10 protein-coding genes are annotated in these 9,687 nt (G+C 70.8%); 6 read left to right on the top strand and 4 right to left on the bottom strand.

Going from position 1 to position 9,687, the window contains the following annotated elements; all coding sequences use genetic code 11:
* Positions 1-61: 61 nt before the first annotated feature.
* Genes K9U40_RS20225 through nadC form a run of 4 tightly spaced genes read left to right on the top strand, consistent with a single transcriptional unit; the run spans position 62 to position 4,539 of the window.
* A complete protein-coding gene (locus tag K9U40_RS20225) occupies positions 62-1,051 on the top strand; it encodes an NUDIX hydrolase (protein ID WP_282891921.1) in 990 nt (329 codons plus the stop codon).
* A 58-nt stretch (positions 1,052-1,109) separates the two neighbouring features.
* The gene (gene nadA, locus K9U40_RS20220; protein WP_282891920.1) at positions 1,110-2,138 is read left to right on the top strand and encodes a quinolinate synthase NadA; all 1,029 of its coding nucleotides are present in this window, start codon (positions 1,110-1,112) and stop codon (positions 2,136-2,138) included.
* Complete coding sequence (locus K9U40_RS20215; protein WP_282891919.1) at positions 2,135-3,676, top strand: L-aspartate oxidase; 1,542 nt, start codon at positions 2,135-2,137, stop codon at positions 3,674-3,676. Before nadA ends, K9U40_RS20215 begins: the two co-directional genes overlap by 4 nt.
* Positions 3,677-3,687: 11 nt before the next feature.
* Positions 3,688-4,539, top strand: coding sequence for a carboxylating nicotinate-nucleotide diphosphorylase (nadC, locus tag K9U40_RS20210; RefSeq protein ID WP_282891918.1), 852 nt, complete (start codon positions 3,688-3,690; stop codon positions 4,537-4,539).
* Positions 4,540-4,609: 70 nt separating this feature from the next.
* On the opposite strand, the gene leuC is transcribed toward nadC, so the two are convergent.
* Both leuC and K9U40_RS20200 read right to left on the bottom strand, forming a co-directional pair.
* Positions 4,610-6,052, bottom strand: a complete 1,443-nt coding sequence (gene leuC, locus K9U40_RS20205) for a 3-isopropylmalate dehydratase large subunit (protein ID WP_282891917.1) — start codon at positions 6,050-6,052, stop codon at positions 4,610-4,612.
* Between the two features lie 104 nt (positions 6,053-6,156).
* A complete protein-coding gene (locus tag K9U40_RS20200) occupies positions 6,157-6,327 on the bottom strand; it encodes a hypothetical protein (protein WP_282891916.1) in 171 nt (56 codons plus the stop codon).
* A 143-nt stretch (positions 6,328-6,470) separates the two neighbouring features.
* Between K9U40_RS20200 and K9U40_RS20195 the strand changes: the two genes are divergently transcribed.
* Positions 6,471-7,187: an MgtC/SapB family protein gene (locus tag K9U40_RS20195; protein ID WP_282891915.1), complete on the top strand. Its 717-nt coding sequence runs from the start codon at positions 6,471-6,473 to the stop codon at positions 7,185-7,187.
* 6 nt (positions 7,188-7,193) lie between these two features.
* Here K9U40_RS20195 and K9U40_RS20190 read toward each other — a convergent pair whose 3' ends face one another.
* Positions 7,194-8,000 carry a TrmH family RNA methyltransferase gene (locus tag K9U40_RS20190; RefSeq protein ID WP_282891914.1) on the bottom strand — a complete coding sequence of 269 codons (807 nt, stop codon included), beginning with the start codon at positions 7,998-8,000 and terminating at the stop codon, positions 7,194-7,196.
* Complete coding sequence (locus tag K9U40_RS20185) at positions 7,997-9,079, bottom strand: LacI family DNA-binding transcriptional regulator (RefSeq protein ID WP_282891913.1); 1,083 nt, start codon at positions 9,077-9,079, stop codon at positions 7,997-7,999. The genes K9U40_RS20190 and K9U40_RS20185 overlap by 4 nt, the downstream gene beginning before the upstream one ends.
* 50 nt (positions 9,080-9,129) lie before the next feature.
* Here K9U40_RS20185 and K9U40_RS20180 point away from each other — a divergent pair.
* Positions 9,130-9,687, top strand: a 558-nt coding sequence (locus K9U40_RS20180; protein ID WP_282891912.1) for an NAD(P)-dependent oxidoreductase, incomplete at its 3' end; no start/stop codon positions are given.

The raw sequence follows: 9,687 nt of genomic DNA, 5'->3' as shown, positions 1-9,687 counted from the left end.
GCTCTCCCCAGCCCCCTCCCCCTTCCTTTGCCGCGCTTCCGTCCCGCGCGGTGGGCGTGCTATCGGGGGCGCAGCGGATGGCCTCGCCATCCCGCCAGCCTTTCTCCCTGCCGTGAGCGACATGCCGGGTTCCCAGCGCGCCAGCCGATCCGTGGTCGTGGATCTCATCGCCGTGCTCGCGGCGGTGACCGCCGGCGAGCCGCGAGTGATGACGGTGGCCAAGGGCGGCGCCCTGCCCTCCGGCCCGTTCGAACTGGCCCACCGCTCGCTCCAGCAGGGCCTGCGCGACTGGGTGGAGCAGCAGACCCACCATCCGCTGGGCTATGTGGAGCAGCTCTACACCTTCGCCGACAAGGACCGCGCCGACGCGGATACCGCGCCGCGCACCATCTCCATCTCCTATCTGGGGCTGACGCGGGAGCACGACGCGGCCGAGGCCGGCTGGCACGGCTGGTATGAATATTTCCCCTGGGAGGACCACCGCGCCGGGCCGCCGCCGGTGATCGGCAGGGTGCTGGCGCCCGCGCTGTCCGCATGGGCGGAGGACGCGCCCACCACCGGCATGCGCAGCGAGCGGCGCCTGCGGGCGGCCGCCACCTTCGCCCTCGACGGCGCCCGCTGGAACGAGGAACTGACCCTCCAGCGCTACGAGATGCTGTACGAGGCCGGCATCGTGGCCGAGCGCCTGCGCCGCGAGGGCAAGAGCGAGGAAGGCGGCGCCGGCCGGCCCATGATCGCCGACCACCGGCGCATCCTCGCCACCGGGATCGCGCGGCTGCGGGCCAAGATCAAGTATCGTCCCGTGGTGTTCGAGCTGATGCCGCCCACCTTCACCTTGCTCCAGCTGCAACGTTGCGTAGAAGCAATCGCAGGACGCACCCTGCACAAGCAGAATTTTCGCCGGCTGATGGAACAACAGGAACTGGTGGAGGAAACCGGCGGCACCACCTCCGAAAGCCTTGGCCGGCCTGCGAAACTCTTCCGCTTCCGCCACACGGTGGTGGAGGAGCGGGCGCTGGCCGGCACGAAATTACCCCTCGCGCCCACTTGACAGTGCTTATGCTCAGTATAAGCATATGCCAGACATATGCTCAAACTGAGTATAGACAATGGTCGCATTCGCCCAGCCTGCCCTCGCCGAAACCAGCGGCGCCGGAAGCGCCCTCTCCGAGGCCTTCGCCCGCACCGCGCCGCTCTATGAGCGCATCCGGCGCGTGGTCCCGCCCGCCGACTGGGCCTTCTTCGCCGAGGATGCCGAAGCCATCCTGCGCCTGAAGCGCGAGCGCAACGCGGTGATCCTGGCGCACAATTACCAGACGCCGGAAATCTTCCACTGCGTTGCCGACATCGTGGGCGACAGCCTGGCGCTGGCCCGCGAGGCCATGCGGGTGGATGCGGACGTGATCGTGCTCGCCGGCGTCTATTTCATGGCCGAGACGGCGAAGCTGCTGAATCCCGGCAAGACGGTCCTCATCCCGGATGCCGGCGCCGGCTGCTCGCTGGCCGATTCCATCACGGCGGAGGATGTGCGCCTCATGCGGCAGGCCCATCCCGGCCTGCCCGTCATCGCCTATGTGAACACCTCGGCCGCCGTGAAGGCGGAGGTGGACGTGTGCTGCACCTCGGGCAATGCGGCGCGGATCGTGAAAAGCTTCGGCGTGCCGAAGGTGATCATGCTGCCCGACCAGTATCTGGCCAAGAACGTGGCCGCCGAGACCGGCATCGAGATCATCTCCTGGGCCGGCCAGTGCGAGGTGCACGAGCGCTTCACGGCGGAGGACGTGCGCGAATTGCGCGCTGCCAATCCCGGCGTCACCGTGCTGGTGCATCCCGAATGCCCGCCGGAGGTGGTGGCGGAGGCGGATTTCGCCGGCTCCACCGCCGCCATGGCCGACTATGTGGGGCAGAAGCGCCCGCCGCGCGTGGTGCTGCTCACCGAATGCTCCATGAGCGACAATGTCGCCGTGCATTATCCGGACATCGACTTCGTGCGGCCCTGCAATCTCTGCCCGCACATGAAGAAGATCACTTTGTCCAACATCCGCAAGGCGCTGGAAGGCAACCTGCACGAAGTGACCATCGAGGCCAGCGTGGCGGAGCGCGCCCGCGCCTCGGTGGAACGGATGCTGGCGCTGTGACCGCCCTCGATCGGCTGGAGGGCCGCCCCGTCATCGTCGGCGGCGGCATTGCGGGGCTCGCCGCCGCCCTCTTCCTCGCGCCCGAGCCGGTGGTGCTGCTCACCCGCGCTCCGCTCGGCGCGGACGGCTCCAGCCCCCTCGCCCAGGGCGGCATGGCCGCCAGCGTCGGCACCGACGACGATGCCGACCTCCACCTCGCCGACACGCTCATGGCCGGCGACGGTCTGTGCGATCCCGAGGCCGCCCGCCGCATCCTCGCCGACGGCCCCGCCGCCGTGGCGGAGCTGGAACGTCTTGGCGTCGCCTTCGACCGGGCCGCCGACGGCAGCCTCGCCCTCGGCCTCGAGGCCGCCCACAGCCGGCGCCGCATCGTCCATGCGGACGGCGACGCCACCGGCCGCGCCCTGGTGCAGGCCCTCAGCATTGCCGCCCTTGCCTGCCCGTCCATCACGGTGGTGGAAGCGGAAGCCCGCCGCATCCTCATGGAAGACAGCGCGGTGGCCGGCCTGCTGGTGGCCGGGCGCGACGGCGGCGCCGTGCTGCGCACCCGCCGCCTCATCCTGGCGACGGGGGGCGTGGGCGCCCTGTTCGAGCACACCACCAATCCGGCCTCCTCCTTCGGCATAGGCCTCGCGCTCGCCGCCGAGGCCGGGGCGGAACTGGCGGACCTCGAATTCGTGCAGTTCCACCCCACCGCGCTCGCCACCTCCGCCCGGCCACTCTCCCTCATCAGCGAGGCGGTGCGCGGCGAAGGCGCTCTCATCGTGGACCGCGCCGGCCGGCGCGTGCTCGACGCCGTGCCGGGCAAGGAGCTCGCGCCGCGCGACGTGGTGGCCCGCGCCGTGTGGCGGGAGCTTGTGGCCGGCCGCGAGGTCTTCCTCGATGCCCGCGCCAGTCTCGGCGCGCGCTTTGCCGCGCGCTTTCCCTCCGTCGCCGCCGGATGCCGGGCGGCGGGCATAGATCCCGCCACCGACCTCGTGCCCATCCGCCCGGCGGCGCACTACCACATGGGCGGCATCGCGGTGGATGCGGCGGGCCGCAGCTCCGTTCCCGGCCTGTGGGCGGCGGGCGAGGTGGCGGCCACCGGCCTCCACGGCGCCAACCGGCTCGCCAGCAATTCGCTTTTGGAGGCGGTGGTCTGCGGTCGCGCGGCGGCCCTGAGCGTCGCCGGAACGCCGGCCCGCGCCCCTGCCCGCCTCATGGCGGCCCACCTGCCGGCGGCGCCGGACCCGACCTCCGTCCGTCCCATCGTCTCGCGCCATCTGGGCGTCACCCGCGACGCGGCGGGCCTTGCCACCGCCATCGCCCGCCTGCTGCCGCTGGCGGAAGGCACCGGGCCGGCCTCGGCCCCCGCCCGGGTGGCGCTCATGATGGCGGTCTGCGCGCTGGCCCGCGAGGAAAGCCGGGGCGCCCATGCGCGCACCGATTTCCCCGCTCCCGCCGCAGTGCCCCGGCGTGCACGCACCACGCTTGAGCGCAGCCTTGCCGAGGCGCGCCGCCACGCCGAACCGGCCCTGGCCCTCGCCTCTTCCAGCTGACGGACCTCACCATGCCCCTCGACCCGCTCCCCGAGCTGATGGTGGAGCCCATCGTGCGCGCCGCCCTGTTGGAGGATCTCGGCCGGGCCGGCGACATCACCACCGATGCGGTGGTGCCCCCCGGCCATGCGAGCCGCCTCGTGCTCGCCGCGCGGCAGGCAGGCGTGGTGGCGGGGCTCGACTGCGCCCGCCTCGCCTTCCGCCTGCTGGACGGCGCCGTGCGCTTCACCCCGCGCGTGACGGATGGAACCGCAGTGGCGCCGGGCACGGTGCTGGCGGAGGTGGAGGGCTCGTCCCGCGCGCTGCTCACCGGCGAGCGCACGGGGCTGAACCTCGCCTGCCGCCTCTCCGGCATCGCCACCGCCACGGCGGGGCTGGTTCAAGCCATCGCCGGGCACCGCGCGCAGATCGTCTGCACCCGCAAGACCACGCCGGGGCTGCGATCGCTGGAGAAATACGCGGTGCGCGCCGGCGGCGGCTCCAACCACCGCTTCGGCCTCGATGACGCGGTGCTCATCAAGGACAACCATGTGGCCATCGCCGGCTCGGTGCGCGAGGCGGTCAGCCGGGTGCGTGCCCGCGCCGGCCACATGGTGAAGGTGGAGGTGGAGGTGGACACCCTCGCCCAGCTGGAAGAGCTGCTCACCATCGGCGCCGATGCGGTGCTGCTCGACAACATGACGCCTGAGACGCTCACCGAGGCGGTGGGCATGGTGGGCGGGCGCATGCTCACCGAGGCCTCGGGCCGGGTGAACCGCGACACCGCGCCGGCCATCGCGGCATCGGGCGTGGATCTCATCTCCGTGGGCTGGCTGACCCACAGCGCGCCCATCCTCGACATCGGTCTGGACTGGGTGGGGTGAGCGCACCGCGCTCCAAACGAAAACGGCCGGGCACACGCCCGGCCGTCTCGCTTCACAAACGGAAAGAACCTCAGGCCGCCTTGGGCCAGTGGCGCACGTCCACGAAATGGCCGGCGATGGCCGCCGCCGCCGCCATGGCGGGCGACACCAGGTGGGTGCGGCCCTTGAAGCCCTGCCGGCCCTCGAAATTGCGGTTCGAGGTGGAGGCGCAGCGCTCCTCCGGGGCGAGGCGGTCGGCGTTCATGGCGAGGCACATGGAGCAGCCCGGCTCGCGCCACTCGAAGCCGGCGGCGAGGAAGATCTTGTCGAGGCCCTCCGCCTCGGCCTGCTCCTTCACGAGGCCGGAGCCCGGCACCACCATGGCGTTCACGTTGGCGTTGACCTTGTGCCCCGCGACGATGGCGGCGGCCTGCCGCAGATCCTCGATGCGGCCATTGGTACACGAGCCGATGAAGACGCGGTCGAGCGTGATGTCGGTGATCCTGGTGCCGGGGGTCAGGCCCATATAGGCCAGCGCGCGGATCTTGGCGGCGCGCCGGCCCTCGTCGGTGATGAGGGCCGGGTCGGGCACCAGGCCTTCCACCGAGATCACGTCCTCGGGGCTGGTGCCCCAGGACACGATGGGCGGCAGGCTGGCGCCGTCGAGCTGGATCTCGGCGTCGAAATGGGCGCCTTCGTCGGTGCGCAGGGTCTGCCAGAAGCGCAGGGCGGCGTCCCAGTCGGCGCCCTTGGGGGACTTGGGGCGGTCCTTGAGATAGGCGAAGGCCTTCTCGTCGGGGGCCACCAGGCCGGCGCGGGCGCCGCCCTCGATGGACATGTTGCACACCGTCATCCGCCCTTCCATGGAGAGGGAGGTGATGGCATCGCCCGCATATTCGATCACATAGCCGGTGCCGCCGGCGGTGCCGATGCTGCCGATGATGGCGAGCACCACGTCCTTGGCGCCGACGCCCTCGGGCAGCGGCCCGGAGACGGTGACGCGCATGTTCTTCGCCTTCTTCTGGATCAGCGTCTGGGTGGCGAGCACATGCTCCACCTCGGACGTGCCGATGCCGTGGGCGAGTGCCCCGAAGGCGCCATGGGTCGAGGTGTGGCTGTCGCCGCAGACGATGGTGGTGCCGGGCAGGGTGAAGCCCTGCTCGGGGCCGACCACGTGCACCACGCCCTGGCGCTTGTCGAAGCCGTCATAATACTCGACCCCGAACTCCTTCGTGTTCTCGGCGAGCGCGGCGATCTGCGCCACGCTCTCGGGATCGGGGTTGGGCAGGGTGCGGTCGGTGGTGGGGACGTTGTGGTCCACCACCGCCAGCGTCTTGTGCGGCGCGCGCACGGTGCGCCCGGTCATGCGCAGGCCCTCGAAGGCCTGGGGGCTGGTCACCTCGTGGACCAGATGGCGGTCGATATAGAGCAGGCAGGTGCCATCCTCCTGCCGCGCCACCACATGGTCGTCGAAGATCTTGTCGTAGAGGGTGCGGGGGCCGTTCGCGGGTGCGGCGTTCGCAGGTGCGGTCATGGCTACGTCTTACGTCCTGTCCTGAGGAAAGGCTGGCACGCGCAATGGCGGCCGGGCCGGTATCTGGAATGCGGGCTGTCTCGACGACGAGACTGAAAGGCGCGTCAGCCGCGAAGCTGGGCCGAGGCCGCCGTGGTGAAGCGGCCGAAGAAACGGCCCGGCAGGCGGACATGATCCGGCACCGCCGCGAACTCCATGGTCGTGCGCGCGAACGGGCCGGCGGCGCAGAGGGCCACCCGGCTCAGGATCGAAAGAGGCGCACAGGCATGAGGCATGGGCGGTTTGTAGCAGTTCCATCGAGCCGCGACAATCCGGCGCGCGAGACTGTGAAAACGTCTTCGGTCCCCTTTTTCCCTTGCCCGCTTGCCGCCGGGACGCGAGGAAGAAGCCCTCCCGGAACCAGCGCACGGGGACCCGCGTGAGCATTCTCAAGACCTTTGAATTGTGGTCGTTCCTCGATTCCGTGGTGAGCCTTGCCGCCGCCTTCGTGCTCGGCACGCTGATCGGCGCGGAGCGGCAGTATCGCCAGCGCACCGCCGGCCTGCGCACCAACGTTCTGGTGGCGGTGGGCGCCGCCGCCTTCGTGGACCTCGCCGCGCGCATCGCCGGCTCCACGGAGGCCATGCGCGTGGTGGCCAACGTGGTCACCGGCGTCGGCTTTCTCGGCGCCGGCGTCATCATGAAGGAAGGCCTCAACGTGCGCGGCCTCAACACCGCGGCGACCCTGTGGTGCTCGGCGGCTGTGGGCTGCTTCACCGGCTCGGACATGCTGGCGGAGGCCATGCTGCTGACCTTCATCGTCATCGCCGGCAACACACTGTTGCGTCCGGTAGCCAATTTCATCGACCGCATCCCGCTGGACGAGCGCCATTCGGAAGTGAGCTACGAGGTGCGCGTGACGGTGGACACCGGCGCCATCCCCGACCTGCGCGAAACGCTCATCGAACTGCTGGAGCAGGCGAAATATCCGGTGAGCGACGTGGACGAGGGCCCGGCCGGCGACGATACCTCCCTGCTGGTGGCCAAGCTCATGAGCACGGCGGTGGAGCCCTCCGAGCTGGACGCGGTCACCGACCGCCTCGCCGCCCTGCCCGGCGTGCGCCACGCCACCTGGGAAAGCACCACGGAGGAGTGAAGGCCCTCATACCCCGGCCAGATGATGCAGGACGATGCCGCTGGTGGTGGCCACGTTCAGGCTGTCGAAGCCGGACGCCATGGGAATGGCCACGGTGCGCGTCATGGCCATCACCTCTCCCGGCAGGCCCGGCCCCTCGGTGCCGAACAGGGCCGCCACGCGGGGCGGTCGCACGAGCCGCGACAAGGGCTCGCGCCCTGCCGGCGACAGCGCCACCACCTCGAAGCCACGCGCCTTCAGCAATTCCACCGCGCTCGCGCCGTCCGCCACCCGCGCGAACGGCACCACCAGGCTCGCCCCCACCGACACCCGGATGGCCTTGCGGTAGAGCGGATCGCAGGAGGCGGCGTCGATCAGCACCGCATCGGCGCCGAAGGCCGCCGCATTGCGGAAGATGCCGCCCATATTGTCGTGGTTGGTGAGGCCGAGGGCCGCCACCACCAGCGCCCGCTCCCCGAGGCTGTCGAGCAGCGCCGAAGGCTCCGGCAGCGGCCGCGCCGCCCCCAACGCGAGGATGCCGCGATGGATGGGAAAGCCCACCACCTGATCCATCACCTTCTGCCCCGCCACATAGACCGGGATATCGGGTGGCAGGGCCTCGATGACATCGGCAAGCCGCGCCGCCTGCGCCTGCGAGAGCAGCAGCGCACAGAGCCGATGGCCGTCCGTTGCCCCGAGCCGCGCGGCGAGCAGGCGCAGCACCACCTCCCCTTCCGCCATGAAGGCGCCCTGCCGGCCCACGAGGTCGCGCTCGCGCACGTCCCGGAACGCCGCGATGCGCGGATCGTCCGCCTCGACGACCGGAAGGATCATAAGGGCCGGCGCTTCACCGGTACGGGCGGGGCGGTGGTGGCGCGCACCACCAGCTTGGGCGCCATCTCCACCCGCTCCACCGGCCGCGCCGGATCGGCGATGCGCTTCAAGGCAAGGTCGGCGGCGGCCCGGCCATATTCCGGGATGAAGGTGTGCACCGTGGTCAGCCCCGGATGCCAGACCCTGGCCTCGCCGATGTCGTCATAGCCCACCAGCGAGAAGTCGCGGCCCACCGTGAGCCCCGCCGCCTGCAGTTCCATGAGGGCGCCGAAGGCGGAAAGATCGTTGAAGCTGACGGCAGCGGTGGGCGGCTCCTCCAGCGCCAGCAGGCGCGCCAGCTGGCGGCGGCCTTCTTCCCGCAGGCCCGGCCCTTCCATGACCAGAGCGGGATCGAACGGCAGGCCGGCGGCGGCAAGACCCGCCTTGTACCCGGCGAGGCGCTTGCGTCCGGTGGAGATGGCGTCGAAGCCGCCCAGCATGCCGATGCGCCGGTGGCCCAGCGCCACCAGGTGGGCGACGCCGAGCGCCACCCCGGTCACGTCGTCCGAGCCCGCGAAATCGAAGCCCGAGCCCTCGATCTCCCGCGTCACCTGCACCACCGCGATGCCGGTGGAGGCGAGCGCCTTGAGGTCCGCCACCGTGGAACGGGCGGCCGGCGAGACCAGGAAGGCGTCGGGGCGGTACTCGGCCAGCGTCCCCAGGGTGCGGGTCTGGCGCGCCACGTCCTCCTGGCTGACGCCGAGGAGCACCGTCTTGCCGGCGGCGCTCAGCGCGTCCTCCACCGCCGCGAGCAGCTCGGTGAAGGACGGGTTGACGATGTCGTGCAGGCCCAGCGCCACGATGTTGGTGCGCGCCGTGCGCAGGGCCGCGGCGCCGCGATTGGCCACATAGCCGCGGGCGCGGGCCACTTCCTGCACCTTGAGCCGCGTCGCCTCCGCCACCATGGGGCTGTCGCGCAAGGCCAGCGAGATGGTGGCGGTGGACAATCCAAGCTCGCGGGCAAGGCCCTGGAGCGTCACCTTGCCGATGGGAACAGGCATCTGACCAGCTTGGGCCTGAACGGGGATATTGTCATCCATGGGCCTTCCCTATAACCGGATCTGTCGCGTCTCGCGCCGTCCTTTTGTTCATGTTAAACGATTTAACGGCAACGGCCAGTGGTAATTGGACAGGGACGAAACACATGACCGAGGATACGACCAGGGCGCGGGTGGGCTTCATCGGCGTGGGCCTGATGGGGCACGGGATGGCAAAGAACATCCTGGCCAAGGGCTTTCCCCTTGCAGTGCTGGGCCATCGCAACCGGGCGCCGGTGGAGGACCTTGTCGCGCGCGGCGCCACCGAGGTGAAGTCCGCGGCGGAACTGGCGCAGGCGAGCGACATCATCGTCCTGTGCGTCACCGGCGCGCCCCAGGTGGAAGCGGTGCTGCGCGGGGAAAACGGCATCCTCTCCACCGCGAAGGCCGGCCTCCACATCGTCGATACCTCCACCTCCGAGCCCACCCTGACCATGGCGCTGGCGGCGGAACTGGAGGCGCGCGGCATCTTCTTCTGCGATTCTCCCCTCGGTGGCACCCCGGTGCAGGCGGACGAGGGCACGCTCTCGGCCATGGTGGGCGCGCAGGATGCCGCTTTCGCGGTGATCGAGCCGGTGGTGGCGGCCTATGCCAGCCGCATCGTGCGGGTG

Source organism: Xanthobacter autotrophicus (assembly GCF_030015065.1).
Classification (GTDB): Bacteria; Pseudomonadota; Alphaproteobacteria; order Rhizobiales; family Xanthobacteraceae; genus Xanthobacter; species Xanthobacter autotrophicus_D.
This window is presented reverse-complemented; position numbering and strand designations above follow the sequence as displayed.

Coding starts and splice junctions, on each gene's coding strand:
- leuC (WP_282891917.1), bottom strand. CDS start 6,052: ATGACCGCACCTGCGAACGCCGCACCCGCGAACGGCCCCCGCACCCTC.
- K9U40_RS20185 (WP_282891913.1), bottom strand. CDS start 9,079: ATGGATGACAATATCCCCGTTCAGGCCCAAGCTGGTCAGATGCCTGTT.
- nadC (WP_282891918.1), top strand. CDS start 3,688: ATGCCCCTCGACCCGCTCCCCGAGCTGATGGTGGAGCCCATCGTGCGC.
- K9U40_RS20190 (WP_282891914.1), bottom strand. CDS start 8,000: ATGATCCTTCCGGTCGTCGAGGCGGACGATCCGCGCATCGCGGCGTTC.
- nadA (WP_282891920.1), top strand. CDS start 1,110: ATGGTCGCATTCGCCCAGCCTGCCCTCGCCGAAACCAGCGGCGCCGGA.
- K9U40_RS20200 (WP_282891916.1), bottom strand. CDS start 6,327: ATGCCTCATGCCTGTGCGCCTCTTTCGATCCTGAGCCGGGTGGCCCTC.